The sequence below is a fragment of the Actibacterium pelagium genome (assembly GCF_002285415.1).
GTDB classification, from domain to species: Bacteria; Pseudomonadota; Alphaproteobacteria; order Rhodobacterales; family Rhodobacteraceae; genus Actibacterium_B; species Actibacterium_B pelagium.
Map to the genome: position 1 here is coordinate 315,872 of NZ_NSBU01000007.1, position 20,738 is coordinate 336,609.

Here is a 20,738-nt window from a genome sequence, read left to right on the forward strand (position 1 = left end):
TGCAGAGAAGTGGTTGCGCCGCCCAGTGGCGACGCAAGCAGCTTAAAGCGCGCCCTTGGTGGACGGGATCGCATCAGCCTTGCGCGGATCGGTTTCAACCGCCTCGCGCAGCGCGCGGGCCACGGCCTTGAATGCGGCTTCGGCGATGTGGTGGCTGTTGAACCCGTGCAACTGGTCCACGTGCAGCGTGATCCCACCGTGGGTCGCAAGCGCCTGAAAGAATTCGCGCACCAGTTCGGTATCAAACGTGCCGATCTTCGGGGTCGGCAGTTCGACATTCCAGATCAGGTAGGGACGGGCAGACAGGTCCAGCGCAGCCCGCACCTGTGCGTCATCCATCGGCAGGTGGCACGCGCCATAGCGGCGGATACCCTTCTTGTCGCCAAGCGCTTTGACCAGCGCCTGACCCAGGGCAATGCCTGTGTCCTCGACCGTGTGGTGATCATCGATGTGGTAATCGCCCTTGGCTCGGATCGTCATGTCGATCAGCGAGTGGCGCGCCAGCTGGTCCAGCATGTGGTCAAAGAACCCCACACCGGTCTGGTTGTCGTAAACACCCTGACCATCAAGATTGATCTCGACGGTGATATCGGTCTCCGCGGTTGCGCGGCTGACGGTTGCTGTGCGCATGGTCTGCTCCTTCACTCGTGCGGGCGGTATAGGAAGAATTCTCCCTAACGCCAAGAGCTTCGGCGCGGATCCTTGAGTAACGTTGCAGAAAGGCTATTGCCCGATCTGAGCAGTGGCCAAGCGTTTGAAGTCGTCAAACAAGGCCAGATCGTCCATCGGACGCGCGTTGAACAGCCCGACGACCACCGCGCCATCAGAAAACCGCAGGGCCACGCTGAAGGCCCCGGGCATGGTTCCGTAGTGGCTGATCTCCCCGTCCGGCCAATGACGCCAACCATCCCCATAGCATGAAGGTTCGGTCGCGGGACAATCCGCGGCGCGTCCGGCTGGCGCATCCCGCAAGAAGGCTGCGTAAGAGGCCGCATCAGAAATCCATCCCCCCGCAGCCCCGATGATCCGTGGGTCTAGGTTGGGATAAACAGGTTCTTCTGATCTTAGGTTCGGGTGTGCCGTGATCGTGGATGGCTCAAGGCTGAAGCCCTGTAGCTCTGGCAGAAGTGACTTTACCGCGGTCTCATAGTCCTGCCCGGTTACGCCTTCGATGACCTGTTCCAACCAGCAATATCCGACGTTGGAATAGGCGTATACGGTCCCGGGCGCGAAATCCAAACCCTGTTCCAGCGCGTCAGCAAGGATCGGCGCGCAATTCGTCAGCGGGCCGCTGTCCTGCGGGCGGGGCTCCAGAAACGGGTGGCCCGAGGCATCGCGGTCAAATCCCGCCCGATGGCGCAGCAACTGACCAATTGTCACCGCCTCGGCCCGTGGATCGGCAATATCCCCGTCAGGGCGGGCTATTGTCATCGCTGACGTTTCATGGGTCAGCTCACCCCGCTGGATCAAAACATGGATCGCGGCTGCAGTCACAGGCTTAGAGAGCGAGGCAAGGCGCAGCCGGTCGTCTGCCAGCATCGGCTCCGTCCGCGCCCAATCCCTATGCCCGAACGCCTGAACCTCTATCGGCGCACCGGGCTGGCCCACTGCCAAAACGGCACCGGGAATGTCGTATGTTTCCAGTAGTTCAGTGACAGTATCGGTCGTTTTCTCGAAGCGCATGTACCACAGCGACAGGCCCCCGGCTGCGATCAAAATCGCGGCGGCAAGGACCAAGCGTGTGTGGCGAGCCTTTGACATCTCGACTCAATTACCCTTCGGGCTTTAGGGGCAAATCGGGGGCGACGGGGCGCGGGCGCCCATCGGCGTCCAGCGCGACAAAGGTGAAGTTGGCCGAGGTCACACGTTCGCTGAACTCGCCAAATCTCTGCCTGCGCCACGCGATCACCTCGATCTTCATCGAGCTGCGCCCGACCTCTAGCAGTTTGCCATAAAGCGTGACCTCATCCCCAACCTTCACCGGCTTGTGGAACTTGATCTCATCGACCGCAATCGTCGCAGAGCGCCCCCGCGCCACCCGTGCGGCGACGTTTCCGGCGGCAAGGTCCATCTGCGCCATCAGCCAACCGCCAAAGATATCGCCTGACGGGTTGGTGTCGGCGGGCATGGCGATCGTGCGGATTACGGGTTCGACCCCTGCGGGCGGTTGTTCGGACATTGTCTTCCCCTGCTTTCAAAACGATCAGTATGACCAAGGGCAAGTTAAGGTCAGGCCAGTCCGGAAGGAAAGGAGTTTTGCAGGGCAGGGCGCTGTCTAGGGGTCGAGATGCCCGTAGTTGTTGTCCTTCATATCGCGAAGGCATAGACAAATTACACAACCAATGGGGGATCAGACCTTGGGCCGAAAAACGCTTCTGAACAAAATGTTACGCCCGATGGGCTTTGGAGTTCATCGATTAGGGTCTTCAGAGAAGACAGGCGAATTCGAAACGGCTTTGGTCGAGTTCAAGACCATGATCATCCCAAAACTCGCGCGGCAATTGGACTATCAGGTTCAGCGCGGCCCCTTTGCCGGACTGCAATTGCCCCCCAAAGGATCGTGGAGTGATTTGGACCTGTTCGCCAAGCTGATCGGGTCCTACGAGCAAGAAGTCTTTGACTTCCTCGAAGCCGAAATTCGGCAAGACCCGGACCTTGTGATCAACATCGGCGCCTCCGAGGGGTTTTATGCGGTGGGATTGAAACGCAGGCTTGCCTCATCCGAAGTCTACACCTTCGACATTGATATACCTTCCAGAGGAAGTCTTCAGGAATGCGCCGCGACAAATTCTGTTTCGGTTCATGTCCTGACCGAATTCGCGTTTTCTGACCCGCTTACCAGCATCGCTGGAATCGCTCGCCGCCCGTTTTTCGTTGTTGATTGCGAAGGTTGTGAAGCCGGGGTCGTCGATATGCCAGCGTCGGTTCGGGACCGGTCAAGTTTTCTGATAGAACTGCATGACCTGTTCCACCCCGGTTTGTCCGAAATGCTAGTCGAGACTCTGAAAGACAGCCACGATCTGCAAATTGCGTCTCAGCAATCCCGACAGGTAGAGGACTTTGCCGAGGTTTCTCAGTTTAGCCCGGTGATCGGAGCAGTATTGTTGAATGAGTTTCGCGCTGGCCAAATGCAATGGCTCTATGCGACCCCCAAGGGCGGTTGACCAATTCTGTCTGGAAGAAATTGGAGCGGGCGATGAGATTCGAACTCACGACATTCACCTTGGCAAGGTGACGCTCTACCCCTGAGCTACGCCCGCGTCCTTGGGTAGGGCGTGATTTAGCGACTGGTCGGGGGCACCGCAAGGGCTAATCCCCAGATTTTGTAAAAATTCTTCTGCGGGGGATCACCCCTCCCAAAGGGCGGTGCCGGGGTGGAATTGCGACCACGCAAACCAAAAGGCCTGATGGCTGCCAAGGTCTGACCCATCAACATCCACAGCCCGAATGCCCCCCGCGTCCAACTTAAGGCGGACGTTTTCAAAAGCGATCTCTTGCCCGTTTTGCAGGGCGATCAGCGCCTTTCCACGGGGGAAGGCGACCGGGGTGCCTGAGGCTGCGATCACTCCGATGATGTCCTCCTGAACCGGCAGGCGCGGGTCAACGTCGCCAATCGGGAAGATGGGTCCATCAGCATCCCGGTTGTTGCGGAAATCAAAGTCGCGCCCCAAGGCAAGGTCCTCGATCAGCACGGTCGTTTCTGGATGTTCCGTTTTCCAAGTGCCCCAGTCGGTTGTGATGACGGTGGCCTGATCCAGCTCGATACCCTTCTTTGCAAGCGGCCCCGTGACGGCCTTGCCGAGGAATGTGTCGAACACCGACCACGACGTGATGTCATACATCACCTTGTTCGACCTGCTCAGCAGACCCGAGGTCCGCAATACGGGCCGCTCCACCCCATCGGGCAGATTGTCCGTGAAATATGCCTGAGCCGCGCCGCATAGCGTGCAATAGGGGATGCCCAGATCGCGCCCGCCAAGCGTGTCATTGACCATCTCGCGGACCTCCATGATCCGACGCGGGTAGGCGCGGTATTCGCCGTTTACCTCGATCCCGAAGACGATATCGCTGTCCTTCAGCCATGTGGCGTCCTTGGCAGAGCTGACTTCGGGGTTGTCCGCCGCAGGGATGCAATTGCAGGGATCATCCGTGGTGCCATAAGGTCGATCGTCGACCATCACACCGCCCCAAGACACCAGACGCCAGTCGATGTCCCCCTCGACGAAGATCCTCTCCCATCCCGGAATGATGTTGGTGAAGATAGTGCGTTTGACCTCTAGGTAGTCAGGCGGGGCAGGGATGTCCCACGCAATCAGGTGGTCAGTGACGATCCCCCAATGCATCGTGCCCTTGTCCGTGATGCCCAGAAGGGCCGATGCAGCCCCGCCCAGTTCGGCGTTTAGCTGCGGATGGGTGGCGAAACGCATCAGGTCACTGATGATCCACGCCAGACGCGGGTCGCCAGACTCGGCCACCTCTGCCAGCGCCAGCGATTGGTCGCGTCCCCATCCTTGGCTGATGCTGTCGACAAAGGCCATTTTCACGGCCGTTTTGACCGTGGGCGATAGTGCGCCCGACGGCACCGGGGGTGGCGACCCGAACTGCTCGGTCACATAGGCGGGAAGCGCTGAGGTTTGTTGTGCACTGCTCGCCTGAACAAAAACTGTCAGTCCAGCCTGCGCCAAAGCTGCTGCGCGGGAAAAAGAGCCAGTGAACCAAGTCATCGCATCACCTTTCGCAGGGATCACCAGACCACCTTGGTTGGCGGCCCGTATCCTGCTTTATGCGGGTTTGATGCGATAACCAGCCAATCACGTTTGCTTCAGACACGGGTGAGCAAACATGCCCGAACAGAAAGACAGGCCCGTTCAAGACGGCGATTGTCCAATTTTTAAAGGAAAGAAATTGGAGCGGGCGATGAGATTCGAACTCACGACATTCACCTTGGCAAGGTGACGCTCTACCCCTGAGCTACGCCCGCGTCCTTGAGTAAGCGGGGATTTACTAACTCCGCCAGAGGGCTGCAAGAGGAAAATGCGCGTCTTCCACGTTTTTCAGTCTCGCACCAAATTCTTTGACCAAAATGGGCGAAAATTGGCTCTGCCTTCTGACGCGACCCGATTCAACCCAACCGCGCCCGGAAATCGTCAATCGTGTGTAAAAGCCCCTCTTGCAGGGACACCTTGGGCGACCAATTCAACAAGCGCTGTGCCTTGCCGATATCCGGTCTTCGGCGGCGCGGGTCATCCAGAGGCAGTGGTTCATGGCAAATCTCTACCCCGTCTTCCAACAGCGTACCCAATAGGGCCGCCAGTTCGGCAACGGTAATCTCGTTGGGGTTGCCAAGGTTGATGACTTCACCGTCGATATTGTCGGCGCTTGCCAGTGCTTTCAACCCCGCGACCATATCGGACACATAGCAAAAGCTGCGGGTCTGAGAGCCGTCGCCAAACAGGGTCAGGGGCGCGCCCGTCAGGGCCTGAACGACAAAGTTCGAAACCACCCGTCCGTCATTCTTTGCCATACCCGGTCCGTAGGTGTTGAAAATCCGCGCGATACGAACTTGCGTCCCATGCACGCGATGAAAGTCCATCAACAGGCTTTCAGCCGCCCGTTTGCCTTCGTCATAACAGGCCCTTGGTCCGATCGTGGATGTATTGCCGCGATAGCTTTCTCTTTGCGGTGTCTCCAGCGGGTCGCCATAGACTTCTGACGTCGAGGCCTGCACCAGCCTTGCGCCCTTGTCAGTTGCGAACTGGGCAAGGTGGTCTGCACCGTAAACAGAGGTGCGCCACGTCGAAATCGGGTCGGCTTGATAATGGGCCGGAGAGGCGGGGCAGGCCAGATTGAACACATGGCTGACGGGTCCGGGCAGATCCAGCGGGGTCGCCACATCGTGATCAATCACCTGAAGCCGGTTCTGTGCGGACAGGCTGGCCCGTGTCCCGGTGTGGAAGTTGTCAATCACTGTCACCCTTGCGCCGTCTTTTAGCAAAGACCGCACGAGATGCGCGCCGACAAACCCTGCGCCGCCGGCGACAACAATTTCACCGTCTTTGAAGTGGGTTACCTGTTCCGGCATCGTTTCCTAACCTCTTCCGCCGCATAGGCCATCTCGCTTTCAAATGTCATTGAGTGGGCCAGTTCACTTCCCTGATGCGCAATCGCTTCAGCCTCGGCGGGGTGCGAGCGGGCCCAGTCGACCTGCTGGTGTAAGTCGCTCAGATCGGCCTTGATCGGCACATAGTGTTCATAGGGTTTCAGCTTGTCGTAATACCATTGGCGGAATCCGGGCTGGCTTTCGACTTTCAGCACGCAGCAGCCGAACAGCAAGCGGTGATACAGGTTGTCCCATGCATTCGAATGACCATCGATATCCAGCGCGTATTTGCGGTCCAGCCAAGTTTCAGCCGCAACCCTGTCGCCCATCAGGCCCTCTGCCTGTAAAATCGGGGTCGCATCAAATCCCGCGACGAACTTCACGTCGATATCGGTTCCGCGGCAGGCATAGGCCAGACGAAGGCGCTGGGCGATGATGCCGTTCTCAGTCATATCGGGGCGCCCGAACGCAAATCCGGTATTGTTCAACCCGCCGCGCCATACGATCTGGTCGTCACGTTCCGACCAAGGGACAGAGTGTTCAGCCACCTGCCGTCGCTGCTCGGCATAGCCGCCAGATTGGAAGAAATATAGGTCCGGAACCAAACCTCTGTCCGGTAGAAAGCTTGAAAAGCCGATATCCGCGCAGCTAGGCAAATTCCCATCCGAGATGTCGCAGACAATGCGCACAGCCTTGGGCCCGGCCTTGGCGAAATAGTACATGTAGGGGCTTGATCTGTTCGACGCCGCTTCGAATGCTTTTCCACCCTCCAAAGCTTCAGCGCGCCAAGAAATGACGATTGCACCCTCACGCCGCTCGATCTGCAAATCCCAAGGTGTGATCGGATCGTCAGTGATTTCAAACCGGACAGAACGGAAAGCAGGATCAATGTCTTTTAGACCATATTTTCGGATACGCTTTCGGATGCGCCGTTCCAGACGGATGCGCCAAATGCCCGGCGGAATTGTTTTGATCATTCAACCTCTCCGCCAGCGGCAGCGTGTCGTGTTGAGCGGATCATAGAAAGGCGGCCGCGGCAGCGAAAGCGTTTTCGCCAAACGAACTTAAGCCGAGTAGCCCGATGTTACGGCCGGCGCAGCTTGCGAGGTTTTTTGCCGAACCCTAAGCCTTCTGCGCGAATCCGGTGGGGTTGCACACTCGTCGGGGTGGGCTGCGCTGCGGCCATCACCGCTTCGGGGTCTTCACCCTCCATGATCAGCCAGATGCGGTTTTGTTCCTGAATGATATCGACGATCTCGACGTCTTTCGTGTCTTCCAGGTCGAACAGCTTGCGCGCCAGCGGGTTGACCAGATGGCTCTCCACCCGGTTTGCAATTCCGCGGCCACCTTCCATCGGGTCATGGGTGCAGGCCTCGCGCAGTTTGTTCTTTGCCAGGGGCGAAAGCGTGACTGTAATACCGTGTTCCTGTTCGATTGCCTTAAGCACCCGCTTCACCGACCCTTCGAAGATCAAGCGGATCGTATTAGGGGACAGGAACCCGAAGGCGACGACATTCTGACCGATCCGGTTGATCAGTTCGGGCCGCTTCAGGTCAATCCGAAAGTGGTCCTGCACTGCGCGGGTGAATTTTTGCTCCAGCACCTCATGGCTGTCCGAGGGCAGCACGTTCATCCCGGCGTTTTCGACCCGAGAGCCAGTGGAAAGACCGATGTTTGAGGTGAAGATCAGCAGGGCTTCAGAGAAATACCCGGTCACCCCACGGGTATCGGTCAACCGGCCTTCGTCCAGAATTTGAAGGAATAGGTCCAGCACTCTTGGATGCGCTTTTTCGATCTCATCAAACAGGAACACCGAGAAGGGTTTCGACTGCAACGCGTTGGTCAGTTCTCCGCCACGTTCGTGGCCGTTTTGCCCGGCCGGTGCGCCAATCAGGCGCGCAATCGCGCGTTCGTCCATGAATTCGGACATATCAAACCGATGAAGGGCGGTGTCGTCGGCAAACAGCAACTCGGTCACGGCCTTGGCCATTTCGGTTTTACCAACGCCGGTTGGGCCGACAAAGAACAGCGTCCCCCGAGGCCGCGAAGACCGAGAGGATGATTGCAGCGCCGACATCCCCATGACCGACCGCGTCAGCACGTCGACGGTCTTTTCCACCGCATTCGGTTGCCCCTTGATGCGGGCTTCGATCAGGCTGCGGGCATTGGACACGCGCTCTTTCAGCAGGGAAGAGGCCCAAGGATCGCGCCGCTGGCCGGTTCGATAGATGCGAATGGCCTGTTGCAGCTTTTCCGCGCCAAGGTTCTCGACCCTAGCAATGGCCGACATCGCCCCCATCGCCTGCAGGGTGCTGCCTTCGCACTCTAGCGCGAATTGCTGAAGGTACTTCTGCTGCTCGGGCTCGGCCCCGGTGGCCTTCGAGGCTTCGGGGAAAAGGGTTTCGGCGAATAAGAAGCGGTCTTCCAGGTTCGGGGGTTCGACGTGAATTTCGCGGATAGAGGCATTCCCCACCACAAACCAATCGGGCAGGGTGGCGGGATGGTCGCAAATCCACAGTGTTGGGTTGTCGGGAGCGGTCTGGTCGTGCCCATGGGTGGGCCGGTCAATTGCCACGAAAAAATCGCTTAGCGGCTTCTCGGCTGTGCCATGCAACTGCGATGCATGGTCGATCATCAGCGCCACGCGAAACTCTGCAAATCCAGTGATCGCGCGTTGGGCAGCCGCAAGGTCTTCCAAAGATTTTGCCGTTGCCGGAATGGCCCTTTGCAACTGTTCGTGTTCGTCTTGGGATCCTTTGAAACGCGCAAGCCGAACCTCTTGGCGCAGACTGTCATATTGGAACAGTGCCTTGGTCTGATGGCGTTGAAGGATGTGCCAAAGCGTATCGGTCAGCTCTGCGAATCCAAGGCCCGCCTCGGTTTCAACCGGATACAGATCGCGGGTGTTGCCCCAGATTACCAAATGCTCGGCATAGGCTAGCGCCGAGCCGCATTCCTCGATCCAGACGGGCGGGTCATATGTCCCGCTGCCCACTGCGCCATGCCCTTTCAGAACAGGGGCGGCAGCGCCGGGTTTTGGCTGCGTGGGCAGATGCTGTCGGTCGGTCCGCGGCTTTCGGCTGTCCATGTCTTTAGCTTCTACTTCTTCACAGGCCCTGCTGTCACCGTGGGGCTGGCAGCCGACCTCTCCCTAAGTTTGAGATTTAAGATAAGGTAAAAATGGGGCGCGCCATAGGTCCTGCGGCATTATGCAGCGCGGCAGGTCAGACTTTGCGCCCGTTTGGTTTGAAGGCGCGGTTTTTGTGCGATGACTTTCTGGCGGATTGCATCTTTGCCGCCCACTGCGTTCTCTTTGTAGCAGTTATCAGCAATGCGTCGATTTTCACGCTCAATCGCTGCCAGCTTTAAGGGTGCTCCGAACCCGGCTCCAACGGAAAATGAACATCAAAGCGACCATACACACAATCAGACCGATCAGGTCGCCGATCGCATAAACTGCCCAAACTCCGATGACCTTATCCAGATCGATAATCCCCGAATAAACTAGAGTTTGACCAACAGAGTTAACAACGGAAGACAGGGCGCCTACCGCGATCAATCCCTTCCACTTGAGCTTTCTCGCGCCCCCGAAATAGACATTGAAGCCAACAAGCCGCGCTATCTCGAACGCAACAAAAGCGGAAGCGGATCCAACTAGGATGCCTTCTAGCAGGGCTGGTTCCAGAAAATTCACATCTTCGGACGGGCTGAATATCCAGACAGATAAGATCGCGCCAACTACTAAAGCGGGCACTGCTTTCCAGCCAATTGCCCAAGTGGCAAGTACCCTGACACCGTGAGGCAAATAGATCAGGCTCGCGAAAACTGTGATATCAGGCAGAATAATGCTTTGAACAGGCGTCACGACCAAAGCTATCAATCCATGACAAAAAACGTAGGCGGCGATGATGATGAAATAGATCATGAAAAGCGCTCACTCGTTAAATGTGAAAAGTGGCCAAGGTCAAATCTGTTGGTGCTCTGAAGATTGTCCCGCGTATTGATCACACTATCCGGCAATGGCGATTAGCTACCTGTAAGATCCTGACGCACCAAGTAAAGCTTGGCCTTATAGCCTTCCGCTTTCTTCAGCAGGCCCATGGAAACCAAGGAACGCAGCGCCCGGTGGTAAGACGCTTGGGCAATCCCAGCCGTCAGGTGGTGGTTTCGGATTGCGTCAGAGGAAACAACATTACCCTTCGCCCCTGACAGGGCGTGCGCCGCAAGGAACACATCCTTTTCGATGTGTGTGAGGCTATCCAGCCCGACCTCTTGCTCCATCTCGCGCAGCATGCTTCGCAGCTCAAAGAGGGCTGAGAGCGTTCCTTTTGATTTCTTTGTCAATTTCGTCTCCATCCCAAGGGTTCAAAAATGTCGCAGCAATTTTTCAATATTCTAATATTGTCATATTGACAATGATGCGGCGTTCAAAGAGTTTATTATTACTTCCTGAGAGTCCGTGAGTGGCAGGCTCTGGAGAGTTTCATTACGTTCTACCCCGGTTGCTGAATTGCGATCGGGGTAATTTTATGAACGTTGGTCCCTAAGATTTAGAGAGGTTTGTCCGCTGAATGCCGGTTTGGTTCGGCGTGTGGTCAACCGAGAAAATTCGGCTCTCTGTCGAGAGTTTCGGTTGTCAGCCGCCAGTGTGGCTCATGTGACGACTGACCTGACCGTCCGCGCGCTGGCGGGAATAGTCAAAATCGTGGCCCTTGGGTTTCAGACCGATCGCCTTGTGGATCGCCTCGACCAGCGGTTGGTTGTCGTCTGGATGGTCGCGCAGGGCTGGGCGCAGGTCGGCCATGTCTTCCTGACCCAGACACATGTACAGTTCTCCGGTGCATGTCATCCGCACGCGGTTACAGCTTTCACAGAAGTTATGCGACAGCGGGGTGATAAACCCGATCTTCTGCCCCGTTTCCTGCAATTGAACATAGCGGGCGGGTCCGCCGCTGCGTTCGGCCAGATCAATCAGCGAATACTGTTCGGACAACTGTCCGCGCAGGTCTTTCAGTGACCAATACTGGCCCACACGGTCTTCGTTGCCCAGATCGCCCATCGGCATGACCTCGATAAAGGTCAGGTCCATGTCACGGCTGTTGCACCACTCAACCAGTTGGAACAGCTCTTCCTCGTTGAAGCCCTTCAGGGCGACGACGTTGATCTTCACTCGCATCCCCGCAGCCTGCGCAGCATCGATCCCGCGCATAACCTGCGGCAGGCGGCCCCATCGGGTCACCCGCGCGAATTTCTCTTCGTCCAGCGTATCCAGCGAGACATTCACCCGGCGCACGCCCGCAGCGTACAGATCCTTGGCGAAACGCTCTAGCTGCGACCCGTTGGTGGTCAGCGTCAACTCTTTCAACGCGCCCGAATCCAGATGTCGGGTCATCGATTGAAAGAAGGTCATGATTCCCTTGCGCACCAAAGGCTCACCCCCGGTGATACGCAGTTTTTCGACCCCCAGATCGACAAAGGTCGAACACATCCGGTCCAGTTCCTCGAGCGTTAAAAGCTCTTTCTTCGGCAGGAACGTCATGTTTTCCGCCATGCAATAGACGCAGCGGAAGTCGCAGCGGTCCGTTACCGAAACCCGCAGGTAAGTGATGGCGCGGGCGAATGGATCGATCAGCTTAGGTGTCATGCCAGAAAACTAGGGCGGGAATCGACGCACGACAAGGATGATTTTGATCGGGTCTACAAGGCTTTGGTCGGAAGGTGACGCGCGGCCTCTTTCCGGGCAAAAGGCTTCATCCGGTCACCAAATGCGTCCAGAAATGCCTGCGCGCGTTCGGCATCGTGTTTTGACAGGTCGCGGACCCACCAGGCGATGGCTTTCTGGATGAACCACTGCCGGTCCTCGACATAAGATGCCGCCCAGTCCAAAACCCGCTCTCGGATTTCCAAATCCTGCGGTTTGGGAAAGTTTTTCTTCGCCCAGGGCAGGGTGATCACCAGCGCGGCACGCCGCGTCCACATGTGCTCGGACTTGGTCCATTCCTCGACCTCATCCACGCGGGACGGGTCCATGACCAGACGCTTTTGCCCAGCCATACAGGCGTGATCCACAATGGCCCAACTGTCGAAATCCGGTACCCACGACGCAATCAGGTCCCAAACCTCCTGATCCGGACGATAGCGCGCCTTGGTCAACAGCTTGGCCGCAGCCAGCCGCGCTTCGAAGATATTGGTGCCCCAAAGGGCGCGGGCCAATTCTACCTGTTCGTCGATGGTCAGCTCGTTTCGCCAACCTTTGGTCAGGTCATTTATGGCCGGGTTCGGAATGCCAAGATAGGGGCGGTCCACCTTGTGATAGGCGGCCATACCTCCGGCCCGTCCGGGTTCAACAAGCGCTTCCAGCGCGGCGAGAGCATCATCCAGTGTCATTTGAAATCCGTGGGGGCACCGTCGATGGTGCGTGTGTTGCGTTCTGTCCAATAGTCTCGCACGGCGTCACGTCCTTGGCGATCGGCCCATTTCTTCAGCGTGTCGCGTTCGCGCGGGGCCTCCATGTAAGGAACGGCATAGCCGCAAGAGGTCTGCACTAGGTCCACGGTCACATCATAGATCTGACGCGCGCCGGGGGCGGGATCAAAAAGGCCAAGCAGGTCATCCCAGTCCGCGTCGCCCTCGTGCACCGTGCGCGCCGTGCCATAGGTCCGCAGGATCAGGGGCCGCTTGCCAAAGCTGCACCACATCAGCGTGATCCGGTTCGCCTGCATCAGATGCGCGGCGGTCTCATTGCCAGAGCCCGTCCAGTTCAGCCACACAATCCGGTTCGGCCCCAAAACCCGCAAGCTGTCCATCCCTTTCGGAGAGACATTCACGCGCCCCTCTGGGCCGGCCGTGCCGGTGAAAAAGATCGCCTGTTCTTCAATGAAGCTGAGGTGATCGTCTTCGATCTGATCAAACTGCTTGGCCATAATGCTCTCCGCTACGGCCCGAAAGACCCGCGCCCCAAGGTCATATGCAACTCATATGTAAGTCATATGCAGGTCATATAGCCGATTCCAGCCCAAGCAAGCGGCTGGACGCGGCTATTCCACCGTCACGGACTTTGCCAGATTGCGCGGCTGATCCACGTCTGTGCCCTTGGCAACAGCCGTGTGATAGGCCAGCAATTGCGCGGGCAGGGCGTATAGGATCGGGGCCAGAAGGTCGGGAACTTCGGGCAGGACAATGCTGTTCCAGATTCCCTCACCAGCAATCTCGACTCCCTTTGCATCCGACACCAGCAGCACCTTGCCACCACGGGCCATGACCTCTTGCATGTTGGAAACCGTCTTGTCGAACAGCGCGTCACGCGGGGCCATGACAATGATCGGAACATGCTTGTCGACCAGCGCGATGGGGCCGTGTTTCAACTCTCCCGACGCATAACCTTCAGCGTGTATATAGCTGATTTCCTTAAGTTTTAGCGCGCCTTCAAGGGCCAGCGGGTACATGTCTCCGCGTCCAAGGAACAGGATGTCCCGCGCCTCTGCCAGCTTGGCCGAGATCGCGCGGATCTGGCTTTCCTGACCAAGGGCTGCGTTCATCAGGCCCGGCAGGTTGCGCAGGTCGGTAAGGTGTTTTTTGACCTCGTCCTCGGTCAGCGTTCCCCGGGCCAGACCCGCCTTCAGCGCCATCAGCGCCAGCACGGTCAACTGGCAGGTAAACGCCTTGGTCGAAGCGACCCCGATCTCGACTCCGGCCCGAATGGGCAGGGCCACATCGCTTTCCCGCGCGATCGAGCTTTCGGCGACGTTCACCACGGATACGATTTTTTCAGCTTTCCCGACGCAGTATCTCAGCGCGGCCAATGTGTCAGCAGTCTCGCCCGACTGGCTGACAAACAGGGCGACTGTCTTGCTGGGGATCGGGGGCTCGCGGTACCGGAACTCCGAGGCGACATCGACGTCGACTGGCAAGCGCGCCAGCTTTTCGAACCAGTACTTCGCGGTGAAACATGCCAGATAGGCGGTCCCGCAGGCGACCATCGAAATGCGCTCTAACGCATTGAAATCAATGTCGAGTTCCGGCAGCAGCGTCTCGCTTTCGACGTGGTGGCGCAGGGCGTCCCCCAGCACCACGGGCTGCTCTGCGATTTCTTTGGCCATGAAGTGCTTGTGGCCAGCCTTGTCGATCTGTGCCTGATCCATGCGGATGATCTTGATTTCGCGGTCCGTCTGGTTGCCCGCCTCATCGAAAATCTGCGCGCCGGCACGTGTGATGATCGCCCGGTCGCCTTCTTCCAGATAGGTGATCTTATCGGTCATCGGGGCCAGCGCAATCGCGTCTGATCCGACGAACATTTCGCCCTCGCCGTTCCCAATCGCCAAGGGTGATCCCTTGCGCGCCACGACCATCAGGTCTTCTTCAGCCTCGAAGATGAAACACAGCGCAAAGGCACCTTCCAGACGGTCGATTGTCTTGAAAGCCGCTTGAGCCGGGGCCAGTCCTTCGCGCATGTAGAAGTCTGCCAGTTTGGCGATGGTTTCGGTGTCAGTCTCGGATTCGAACTCTGCGCCTTTGTCTTCAAGTTCGGCGCGTAAGTCCTTGAAATTTTCAATAATTCCGTTGTGAACAACGGCTACGGGTCCAGCCTGGTGTGGGTGCGCGTTATGCGTCGTCGGTGCGCCGTGGGTCGCCCACCGAGTGTGGCCGATACCAATCTTTCCGCGCAGCGGGTTGTGCACCAAATGGTCCGACAGGTTGATCAGCTTGCCCACCGCGCGACGACGATCAAGCACGCCGCCATTCACGGTCGCAATCCCCGCACTGTCATAGCCGCGGTATTCAAGCCGCTTCAGCGCCTCAAGAATAATGGGCGAGGCTTCGTGGTTTCCAAGAACGCCGACAATACCACACATTATTTCGTCTCCTGTTTGCGGGCCTTCTGGGCGCGCAAGCGATCAAAAAACCGCCGGGCAAAGCCCAGCTTGTTGTCCTGCCTTGTACGGGCCACAGCCATGGCGCCGTCGGGAACATCTCTGGTGACAATGGTTCCGGTCGCGGTCATCGCCTCGTCGCCAACTTTGACCGGGGCAACCAGCATCGTGTTCGAGCCAATAAAGGAACGCGCGCCGATTTCAGTGTGGTGTTTAAACACGCCATCATAGTTGCAGGTGATGGTGCCTGCACCGACATTGGTGGCCTCACCGATCGACGCGTCCCCGACATACGACAGATGGTTTACCTTTGCGCCCTCGGCGATGGTGGCGTTTTTCACCTCGACAAAGTTGCCGATGCGCACATCTTCGGCCAGTTCGGCGCCGGGCCGCAGGCGGGCATAGGGACCAACGATCGCACCGCGCGACACGTGGCACCCTTCCAGATGGCTGAATGCACGCAGGGTTGCGCCGGATTCAACGGTGACCTCGGGGCCGAACACCACGTTGGGCTCAATTACTGTGTCGCGGCCAATATAGGTGTCGTAGGCGAAGAAGACGGTCTCGGGTGCGGCCATCGTCACCCCGTTTTCCAAGGATTCAGCACGTTTTCGGGCCTGAAAGGCGGCTTCGGCAGCCGCTAGTTCGGTACGAGAATTGACGCCGAGCGTTTCAGCTTCGTCACAGGCAATGGCGGTCGCGGTCAGACCTCGGTCACGCGCGATCGCGGGGACGTCGGTCAGATAGTATTCGCCAGCCGCATTGTCGTTGCCAACCGCGTCAAGCAGGTCGAACAGGGTCTTGGCATCTGCGGCCAGTACACCGCTATTACAGAAGGTGATCTTACGCTCTGCATCGGTGGCGTCTTTAAACTCTACGATGCGTGCCAGATCGTCGCCATCCATGACCAAGCGGCCATAACGGGCGGGATCTGCGGCGTTGAAGCCTAGGATAACCACGTCATGCGACGCGCGCGCTGCGACCAGCGCCTCTAGCGTTTCTGGCGAAATGAAGGGGGTATCGCCGTACAGGACGATTACATCCCCATCGAAATCCGCGAGTGTCTCTTTGGCCTGCGCGACCGCGTGGCCGGTGCCAAGCTGTTCCTCTTGCAGAACGATCTCTGCGGATTCATCAAAGGCCAGCGCGGCCTTGCGCACCTGTTCAGAGCCGTGACCTGCGATGACGACGACTTTCTCGGGCTCCAGCACAGCACCAGCGCGCATTGCATGCGCCAGCATCGGTGCGCCCGCGATCGGGTGCAGCACCTTTGGAAGTTCGGAATTCATCCGGGTTCCTTGACCTGCGGCCAGGATGATCAGCGCTGTGGGCATGGGATTTCCCTTTTCTTCTGCTCGCACTCCTTTTATCGGGGCAGGGACGCTTCGCAAGTCCAATGGGCATCAAAAGGCGTTTCGTTTCGTTTCAGGGATCGGCGGTTTGTCGCCGGAGAGGGGCTGGATGCGCACCGTTATTTTCGACTTGGACGGCACTTTGGCTGATACCAGCGGCGACCTGATCGCTTCGGCAAACGCTTGTTTTACAGGGCTTGGGTTGGGCGAACCGCTTGATCCGGTGGCTGATCAGCTGACCGCTTTCCAAGGGGGGCGCGCGATGTTGCGGCTTGGATTCTCTCGTGTGAGGCCAGAAGCGGATGAGAGCGACGTTGATGCCCAATTTCCGCTGCTGCTGAAGCACTATGAGGCGGCAATCGACGTTCATACGGTTCTCTATCCCGGGGCCGTCGAGGCGGTGGAAGGCCTGTTGTCGAACGGCTTCAAGGTCGGAATCTGCACGAACAAACCCGAAGGTCTGGCAGAAACACTTATGTCCCGGCTTGGTGTGCGGGACCTGTTCGGATCGCTGATTGGGGCCGATACGCTTCCGGTGCGCAAGCCTGACCCGGCACCCTTTGTTGCCTCTGTTGAACAGGCAGGGGGGCGTGTTGATCGCTCCTTGCTGGTCGGCGATACGGTGACGGACAGGGATACGGCCAAGGCAGCGGGCGTGCCGTCGGTTCTGGTCACTTTCGGTCCAGAGGGGCAGGGGATTTCACGATTGGAACCAGAGGCCCTGCTGCACGACTATGGTCAGATGTGCGATGTCGCGGAACGATTGCTTGGCCGTTGACGGCCCCGAATGATCTGCTCATTCTCGCGCTATGACTGACGAGATTTTCACTGGGTCTTTTACCCAACAGGAACCCATCCCCGAAGAGGGGATCGAGGCAGCTGTCGCGGTTCTGCGTAGCGGACGTCTGCACCGTTATAATACGGTCGGAGACGAGGCGGGTGAGACCGCTTTGCTGGAACAAGAGTTTGCGGCGCTCACGGGTGCCAAATACTGTCTGGCTGTCGCGTCGGGCGGGTATGCGATCGGATGTGCCTTGCGCGCGGTGGGCGTTCAGCCCGGTGATTCCGTGCTGACCAATGCTTTCACGCTGGCGCCCGTTCCCGGGGCGATCGCGGCGCTTGGGGCCAAACCCGTCTTCGTCGAGGTTACCGAGGACCTTCTGATCGATCTGGAGCACCTGGCCCGTCAAATCGCTGAGACAGACGCCAAGGTTTTGTTGCTGTCACACATGCGTGGGCATATCTGCGATATGGACGCCTTGATGGCGATTTGTGACACGGCGAGTGTCAAAGTGATCGAGGATTGCGCCCATACGATGGGGGCCAATTGGAATCGCGTCCCCTCTGGCCGGCATGGGGTCGCAGCGTGTTACTCCACCCAAACCTATAAACATGTGAATTCGGGGGAGGGCGGGTTCCTGACGTCGGACGACGAAGTTCTGATGGCGCGCGCGGTGATGCTGTCGGGCTCTTATATGTTGTACGAACGCCATTTGGCTGCGCCCTCTGCCGACGCTTTTGAAAAGATCCGTTTGGAAACGCCCAACGTGTCAGGGCGGATGGATAATCTGCGGGCGGCAATCTTGCGGCCACAGCTGAAGGGCCTTGCGGAGAATGCGCGCCGCTGGAACGCGCTGTATAAAGAGATGGAGGTCGGGCTGTCTGGTGTGAACGGTCTCGTGATTCCGCATCGTCCGGCGAAAGAAGGCTATGTCGCGTCCTCTTTCCAGTTCCTGCTGCCCGATTGGTCACCACAGGAGATTATCGACTTTGTAAAACGCTGCGCGAAACGCGGTGTCGAGTTGAAATGGTTTGGCGGGGCAGAGCCTCAGGGGTTTACCTCGCGATACGACAGTTGGCGTTATGCGGATGCGCAGAACCTGCCTCAGACTGATCGTGTCTTGGGCGGGCTGTTGGACATGCGTCTGCCCTTGACCTTCAGCACAGACGATGTCGCTTTGATTGCGCGCATCGTCCGGTCGGAAGTTGCGAGAATTATCGGGCATTAAGCAGAGCGCCTGCGGCGCAAGCCAATAAGCAGCCCATGCGGGCTGCGGTGGGCGCCTTTGAAGTGCGTCGAGACAGGGGGAAGTTCATGAAGATTCGGTTGCACCATTGCCATCAGACCCGTTCGATGAGGGTCTTGTGGCTTTTGAATGAGATGGGGGTTGATTTCGAACTGGCTGTGTACCCGTTTGATGGCTCTCTTCGCGAGCCTGATTTTCTTGCAATGAGCCCTGCCGGGCGTGTTCCTGCGCTGGAAATTGACGGGCAATCGATGTTCGAAAGCGGTGCCATGCTGGAGTATCTTTGTGATCTCTTTCCAGAGACTGGCATGGGGCGTGCCGCGGGGTCCGAAGAGCGGGCCGAGTGGTTGGTCTGGCTCCATTTTGCCGAAACCATTGGGCAGCATGTTGCGAATTTGAATCAGCAGATTTTGTTCATCTATCCCCCCGAGGCCCGTAGTCCAGTTGTCGTGAAGCTTGAAGGCAAACGTGCTGAAAAATGTCTGGCAGCCTTGGAAGACAAATTGGCCGATGGGCGTGACCATTTGCTGAGATCCGGGTTCTCGGCGGCTGATATCGCCGTTGGGCAATCAGTTTATATGCTGCGCCACTTTGTGCGGACCTCTGACTTCCCACATGTTGAAGTCTGGTATCACCGGATTACCGCGCGTCCGGCCTTTCAGAAGTCGTTGCCGCAAGACGGTGACCCGGTCTTGTGGGCACAGCAATTCTATTCGCTTGAGGCAGAGTGATCGGAAAAATGTATGCCTTGGTATACTAAATGGCCATTTGAAGCGAATTTAGCGCCAACACAGGGGGGTGGATTGGTTGACCCGGCACTTTCGTAGGAGTAAAGCTGCTGCAGCAATCAGGCGCGGTAGTCCGCGCGTTAAGAGGAGAGCCGCCCAGTGGAAGAACTTCTTAGAGAGTACCTCCCGATCCTCATTTTCCTTGGAACCGCCATCGCACTTGGGATTGTATTGATCCTTGCTGCAGTAATTGTTGCGGTCCGGAACCCAGATCCAGAGAAATTGTCCGCCTACGAATGTGGCTTCAACGCCTTCGACGACGCGCGGATGAAGTTCGACGTCCGATTCTATCTGGTCGCGATTCTCTTCATCATCTTTGACCTTGAAATCGCCTTCCTGTTCCCGTGGGCCGTCTCTTTCGGCACGATCGGCATGGTTGGCTTCTGGTCGATGATGGTGTTCCTGGCGGTGCTGACCATTGGCTTTGCCTATGAGTGGAAGAAAGGGGCCCTGGAATGGGAGTGATGACCGGCGCGAATACGGCTGGTGGTGACCGCGAGGTCGCAACCCAGGCGCTGAATGCAGAGCTGCAGGACAAAGGTTTCCTGCTGACCTCGACCGAAGACCTGATCAACTGGGCGCGGACCGGCTCGCTGCACTGGATGACCTTTGGTCTGGCGTGCTGCGCTGTCGAGATGATGCACACCGCGATGCCGCGTTACGACGTCGAGCGTTACGGGTTCGCCCCGCGCGCGTCCCCGCGTCAGTCTGACGTGATGATCGTTGCGGGTACCCTGACCAACAAGATGGCCCCGGCGCTTCGCAAGGTTTACGACCAGATGCCAGAGCCGCGCTACGTGATCTCGATGGGGTCCTGTGCGAACGGTGGTGGCTACTATCACTATAGCTATTCGGTGGTGCGTGGCTGTGACCGCGTTGTTCCGGTCGACATCTATGTCCCGGGCTGCCCTCCGACCGCAGAGGCGCTGGTTTACGGCATCCTGCAACTGCAACGCAAAATCCGCCGTACCGGCACGATTGTGAGGTAAGCGATGAGTGAAGCCCTGAAAGAGCTTGGCGCTCATATCGAATTGAAGCGCCCCGATTGCGTGTTGTCCTACGAGATCGTGCGCGATGAGCTGACCATGGTCGTCACCCCGGCCAATTTTGTAAGCTTTGTCGAGTTCCTGAAAACCGACGGGACCTGCAAGTTTTCGACGCTGGTCGACATCACCGCGGTTGACTACCCGTCGCGCGAAGCGCGGTTCGACGTGGTCTATCACTTCCTGTCGATGTACCAGAACCACCGTATCCGCGTGAAGTTCTCGGTACGCGAGGACGATATGGTGCCGTCAATCGTCGACGTGCATCCTTCGGCCAACTGGTTCGAGCGTGAAGTTTTCGACATGTTCGGCATCCTTTTCTCGGGCCATCCGGACCTGCGTCGTATTCTGACCGACTACGGTTTCCGCGGTTACCCGCTTCGCAAAGACTTCCCGACCACCGGCTACACCGAAGTGCGTTACGACGAAGAGCAGAAGCGCGTTGTGTACGAGCCGGTTTCGCTGGTTCAAGACTATCGCCAGTTCGACTTCATGTCGCCGTGGGAAGGGGCTGAATACATCCTTCCGGGTGATGAGAAGACCGAGGCGAAGGGCTAA

21 protein-coding genes and 2 tRNA genes are annotated in these 20,738 nt (G+C 58.0%); 7 read left to right on the top strand and 16 right to left on the bottom strand.

What is annotated here, in order from left to right:
• Positions 1 to 42: 42 nt before the first annotated feature.
• From hisB to CLM58_RS10465, 3 genes are all read right to left on the bottom strand, one after another.
• The gene (hisB, locus tag CLM58_RS10455; protein ID WP_095597061.1) at positions 43 to 630 is read right to left on the bottom strand and encodes an imidazoleglycerol-phosphate dehydratase HisB; all 588 of its coding nucleotides are present in this window, start codon (positions 628 to 630) and stop codon (positions 43 to 45) included.
• A 93-nt stretch (positions 631 to 723) separates the two neighbouring features.
• Entirely contained in the window at positions 724 to 1,761 is a 1,038-nt protein-coding gene (locus tag CLM58_RS10460) for a serine hydrolase domain-containing protein (protein ID WP_095595877.1), read from the bottom strand.
• 10 nt (positions 1,762 to 1,771) lie between these two features.
• The gene (locus tag CLM58_RS10465; RefSeq protein ID WP_095595878.1) at positions 1,772 to 2,179 is read right to left on the bottom strand and encodes an acyl-CoA thioesterase; all 408 of its coding nucleotides are present in this window, start codon (positions 2,177 to 2,179) and stop codon (positions 1,772 to 1,774) included.
• Positions 2,180 to 2,342: 163 nt separating this feature from the next.
• Between CLM58_RS10465 and CLM58_RS10470 the strand changes: the two genes are divergently transcribed.
• Positions 2,343 to 3,164 carry a hypothetical protein gene (locus CLM58_RS10470; RefSeq protein WP_095595879.1) on the top strand — a complete coding sequence of 274 codons (822 nt, stop codon included), beginning with the start codon at positions 2,343 to 2,345 and terminating at the stop codon, positions 3,162 to 3,164.
• A 21-nt stretch (positions 3,165 to 3,185) separates the two neighbouring features.
• Here CLM58_RS10470 and CLM58_RS10475 read toward each other — a convergent pair.
• From CLM58_RS10475 to glmU, 13 genes are all read right to left on the bottom strand, one after another.
• A tRNA-Gly gene (locus tag CLM58_RS10475) sits at positions 3,186 to 3,260 on the bottom strand.
• A gap of 87 nt (positions 3,261 to 3,347) precedes the next feature.
• Positions 3,348 to 4,748: a DUF3179 domain-containing (seleno)protein gene (locus tag CLM58_RS10480; RefSeq protein WP_233133079.1), complete on the bottom strand. Its 1,401-nt coding sequence runs from the start codon at positions 4,746 to 4,748 to the stop codon at positions 3,348 to 3,350.
• 158 nt (positions 4,749 to 4,906) lie between these two features.
• Positions 4,907 to 4,981, bottom strand: a tRNA-Gly gene (locus CLM58_RS10485).
• Positions 4,982 to 5,122: 141 nt separating this feature from the next.
• Positions 5,123 to 6,082, bottom strand: a complete 960-nt coding sequence (locus CLM58_RS10490) for an NAD-dependent epimerase/dehydratase family protein (RefSeq protein WP_095595881.1) — start codon at positions 6,080 to 6,082, stop codon at positions 5,123 to 5,125.
• Positions 6,067 to 7,077: a glycosyl transferase family 90 gene (locus CLM58_RS10495; protein ID WP_095595882.1), complete on the bottom strand. Its 1,011-nt coding sequence runs from the start codon at positions 7,075 to 7,077 to the stop codon at positions 6,067 to 6,069. The genes CLM58_RS10490 and CLM58_RS10495 overlap by 16 nt, the downstream gene beginning before the upstream one ends.
• Before the next feature lie 107 nt (positions 7,078 to 7,184).
• On the bottom strand, positions 7,185 to 9,188 hold the full coding sequence (locus CLM58_RS10500; protein ID WP_095595883.1) for an AAA family ATPase: 2,004 nt from the start codon (positions 9,186 to 9,188) through the stop codon (positions 7,185 to 7,187).
• A gap of 261 nt (positions 9,189 to 9,449) precedes the next feature.
• Positions 9,450 to 10,025 carry a hypothetical protein gene (locus CLM58_RS10505; protein ID WP_095595884.1) on the bottom strand — a complete coding sequence of 192 codons (576 nt, stop codon included), beginning with the start codon at positions 10,023 to 10,025 and terminating at the stop codon, positions 9,450 to 9,452.
• 101 nt (positions 10,026 to 10,126) lie between these two features.
• The gene (locus CLM58_RS10510) at positions 10,127 to 10,444 is read right to left on the bottom strand and encodes a hypothetical protein (RefSeq protein WP_229666120.1); all 318 of its coding nucleotides are present in this window, start codon (positions 10,442 to 10,444) and stop codon (positions 10,127 to 10,129) included.
• A 292-nt stretch (positions 10,445 to 10,736) separates the two neighbouring features.
• Entirely contained in the window at positions 10,737 to 11,744 is a 1,008-nt protein-coding gene (moaA, locus tag CLM58_RS10515; RefSeq protein ID WP_095595885.1) for a GTP 3',8-cyclase MoaA, read from the bottom strand.
• 53 nt (positions 11,745 to 11,797) lie between these two features.
• Positions 11,798 to 12,487 (bottom strand): DNA alkylation repair protein, encoded by a 690-nt coding sequence (locus tag CLM58_RS10520; RefSeq protein ID WP_095595886.1) that lies wholly within the window; start codon positions 12,485 to 12,487, stop codon positions 11,798 to 11,800.
• Positions 12,484 to 13,023: a pyridoxamine 5'-phosphate oxidase family protein gene (locus CLM58_RS10525; protein WP_095595887.1), complete on the bottom strand. Its 540-nt coding sequence runs from the start codon at positions 13,021 to 13,023 to the stop codon at positions 12,484 to 12,486. The genes CLM58_RS10520 and CLM58_RS10525 overlap by 4 nt, the downstream gene beginning before the upstream one ends.
• A gap of 114 nt (positions 13,024 to 13,137) precedes the next feature.
• Positions 13,138 to 14,952 (bottom strand): glutamine--fructose-6-phosphate transaminase (isomerizing), encoded by a 1,815-nt coding sequence (glmS, locus tag CLM58_RS10530; protein WP_095595888.1) that lies wholly within the window; start codon positions 14,950 to 14,952, stop codon positions 13,138 to 13,140.
• The gene (gene glmU / locus CLM58_RS10535; RefSeq protein WP_095595889.1) at positions 14,952 to 16,304 is read right to left on the bottom strand and encodes a bifunctional UDP-N-acetylglucosamine diphosphorylase/glucosamine-1-phosphate N-acetyltransferase GlmU; all 1,353 of its coding nucleotides are present in this window, start codon (positions 16,302 to 16,304) and stop codon (positions 14,952 to 14,954) included. Before glmU ends, glmS begins: the two co-directional genes overlap by 1 nt.
• 127 nt (positions 16,305 to 16,431) lie before the next feature.
• Here glmU and CLM58_RS10540 point away from each other — a divergent pair, with 127 nt between their 5' ends.
• From CLM58_RS10540 to CLM58_RS10565, 6 genes are all read left to right on the top strand, one after another.
• Complete coding sequence (locus tag CLM58_RS10540; protein WP_095595890.1) at positions 16,432 to 17,100, top strand: HAD-IA family hydrolase; 669 nt, start codon at positions 16,432 to 16,434, stop codon at positions 17,098 to 17,100.
• 31 nt (positions 17,101 to 17,131) lie between these two features.
• Positions 17,132 to 18,331 (top strand): DegT/DnrJ/EryC1/StrS family aminotransferase, encoded by a 1,200-nt coding sequence (locus tag CLM58_RS10545; RefSeq protein WP_095595891.1) that lies wholly within the window; start codon positions 17,132 to 17,134, stop codon positions 18,329 to 18,331.
• A gap of 86 nt (positions 18,332 to 18,417) precedes the next feature.
• The gene (locus tag CLM58_RS10550) at positions 18,418 to 19,080 is read left to right on the top strand and encodes a glutathione S-transferase family protein (RefSeq protein WP_095595892.1); all 663 of its coding nucleotides are present in this window, start codon (positions 18,418 to 18,420) and stop codon (positions 19,078 to 19,080) included.
• Positions 19,081 to 19,236: 156 nt separating this feature from the next.
• Complete coding sequence (locus CLM58_RS10555) at positions 19,237 to 19,602, top strand: NADH-quinone oxidoreductase subunit A (RefSeq protein WP_095595893.1); 366 nt, start codon at positions 19,237 to 19,239, stop codon at positions 19,600 to 19,602.
• Positions 19,593 to 20,126: a NuoB/complex I 20 kDa subunit family protein gene (locus CLM58_RS10560; RefSeq protein WP_095595894.1), complete on the top strand. Its 534-nt coding sequence runs from the start codon at positions 19,593 to 19,595 to the stop codon at positions 20,124 to 20,126. Before CLM58_RS10555 ends, CLM58_RS10560 begins: the two co-directional genes overlap by 10 nt.
• Before the next feature lie 3 nt (positions 20,127 to 20,129).
• Positions 20,130 to 20,738: an NADH-quinone oxidoreductase subunit C gene (locus tag CLM58_RS10565; RefSeq protein ID WP_095595895.1), complete on the top strand. Its 609-nt coding sequence runs from the start codon at positions 20,130 to 20,132 to the stop codon at positions 20,736 to 20,738.

Excerpts from the sequence above, each read along its gene's own strand:
- CLM58_RS10520 (WP_095595886.1), bottom strand. The coding sequence starts at position 12,487 with ATGACACTGGATGATGCTCTCGCCGCGCTGGAAGCGCTTGTTGAACCC.
- CLM58_RS10500 (WP_095595883.1), bottom strand. The coding sequence starts at position 9,188 with ATGGACAGCCGAAAGCCGCGGACCGACCGACAGCATCTGCCCACGCAG.
- CLM58_RS10495 (WP_095595882.1), bottom strand. The coding sequence starts at position 7,077 with ATGATCAAAACAATTCCGCCGGGCATTTGGCGCATCCGTCTGGAACGG.
- CLM58_RS10545 (WP_095595891.1), top strand. The coding sequence starts at position 17,132 with ATGACTGACGAGATTTTCACTGGGTCTTTTACCCAACAGGAACCCATC.
- CLM58_RS10560 (WP_095595894.1), top strand. The coding sequence starts at position 19,593 with ATGGGAGTGATGACCGGCGCGAATACGGCTGGTGGTGACCGCGAGGTC.
- CLM58_RS10470 (WP_095595879.1), top strand. The coding sequence starts at position 2,343 with ATGGGGGATCAGACCTTGGGCCGAAAAACGCTTCTGAACAAAATGTTA.
- CLM58_RS10465 (WP_095595878.1), bottom strand. The coding sequence starts at position 2,179 with ATGTCCGAACAACCGCCCGCAGGGGTCGAACCCGTAATCCGCACGATC.
- CLM58_RS10550 (WP_095595892.1), top strand. The coding sequence starts at position 18,418 with ATGAAGATTCGGTTGCACCATTGCCATCAGACCCGTTCGATGAGGGTC.
- CLM58_RS10525 (WP_095595887.1), bottom strand. The coding sequence starts at position 13,023 with ATGGCCAAGCAGTTTGATCAGATCGAAGACGATCACCTCAGCTTCATT.
- hisB (WP_095597061.1), bottom strand. The coding sequence starts at position 630 with ATGCGCACAGCAACCGTCAGCCGCGCAACCGCGGAGACCGATATCACC.
- glmU (WP_095595889.1), bottom strand. The coding sequence starts at position 16,304 with ATGCCCACAGCGCTGATCATCCTGGCCGCAGGTCAAGGAACCCGGATG.
- moaA (WP_095595885.1), bottom strand. The coding sequence starts at position 11,744 with ATGACACCTAAGCTGATCGATCCATTCGCCCGCGCCATCACTTACCTG.
- CLM58_RS10540 (WP_095595890.1), top strand. The coding sequence starts at position 16,432 with ATGCGCACCGTTATTTTCGACTTGGACGGCACTTTGGCTGATACCAGC.
- glmS (WP_095595888.1), bottom strand. The coding sequence starts at position 14,952 with ATGTGTGGTATTGTCGGCGTTCTTGGAAACCACGAAGCCTCGCCCATT.
- CLM58_RS10490 (WP_095595881.1), bottom strand. The coding sequence starts at position 6,082 with ATGCCGGAACAGGTAACCCACTTCAAAGACGGTGAAATTGTTGTCGCC.
- CLM58_RS10460 (WP_095595877.1), bottom strand. The coding sequence starts at position 1,761 with ATGTCAAAGGCTCGCCACACACGCTTGGTCCTTGCCGCCGCGATTTTG.
- CLM58_RS10565 (WP_095595895.1), top strand. The coding sequence starts at position 20,130 with ATGAGTGAAGCCCTGAAAGAGCTTGGCGCTCATATCGAATTGAAGCGC.
- CLM58_RS10505 (WP_095595884.1), bottom strand. The coding sequence starts at position 10,025 with ATGATCTATTTCATCATCATCGCCGCCTACGTTTTTTGTCATGGATTG.